The 973-nt window shown below is 65.8% G+C and carries 1 protein-coding gene; it reads left to right on the top strand.

The annotated features are described in order from the left end of the window. Positions 1 to 146 precede the first annotated feature (146 nt). The coding region (gene mraY / locus FUT87_RS03565; RefSeq protein ID WP_147240111.1) for a phospho-N-acetylmuramoyl-pentapeptide-transferase at positions 147 to 973 on the top strand (827 nt) is incomplete at its 3' end.

The following is a 973-nucleotide window of genomic DNA, read 5'->3' as shown; positions in this document are numbered from 1 at the left end:
CAGCGCGCCCGGCTTCATCGTCGCCGAGCTGATCGGCGCGCTGAAGGACGCGCCGCAAGTACAGAACATCCTCGTGAAGGGCTCGCGCTTCATGAAGATGGAACAGATCGTGGCCGCCTTGCAGTCCGGCGGCCCAGGAGACCCCCATGCTGCTTAGTCTGGCCCAGTGGCTGCAGACCTATTTCCCTGAACTGGGGTTCCTGCGCGTCTTCCAGTACATCACCTTCCGCGCGGTGATGGCGGCGCTGACGGCGCTGCTGATCGGCCTGGCCTTCGGCCCGTGGGTGATCCGCCGCCTGACCGAACTCAAGATCGGCCAGCCGATCCGCGAGTACGGCGTGCAGCAGCACCTGGCCAAGAGCGGCACCCCGACCATGGGCGGCGTGCTGGTGCTGATCGGCATCGGCATCTCGACGCTGCTGTGGTTCGACTGGTCCAACCGCTTCGTCTGGGTGGTGATGCTGGTGACCATGGGCTTCGGCCTGATCGGCTGGGTCGACGACTACCGCAAGGTCGTCAACAAGGACCCCGAGGGCATGCGCTCGCGGGAGAAGTTCCTGTGGCAGTCGATCATCGGCCTGATCGCCGCGATCTACCTGGCCTTCAGCGTCTCGGAGACCAGCTTCCTCGGTGTGGTGCAGCTGTTCTTCCGCTGGGTCACCAGCGGCTTCTCGACCGAGCTGCCGCCCAAGGCCGACCTGATGCTGCCGTTCTTCAAGTCGATCAGCTATCCGCTGGGCGTGTTCGGCTTCATCGGCCTGTCCTACCTCGTGATCGTGGGCACCAGCAACGCGGTGAACTTCACCGACGGCCTGGACGGCCTGGCCATCATGCCGGTGGTGATGGTGGGCTCGGCGCTGGGCGTCTTCGCGTACGTGACGGGCTCGTCGGTCTACAGCCGCTATCTGCTGTTCCCCTACATCCCGGGCGCCGGCGAGCTGCTGATCTTCTGCGCGCGCTGGCGGGCGCGGGG

Source organism: Mitsuaria sp. TWR114 (genome assembly GCF_007997345.1).
The sequence above is the reverse complement of the archived record's forward strand: the minus strand, read 5'-3'. Positions and strand labels throughout refer to the sequence as shown.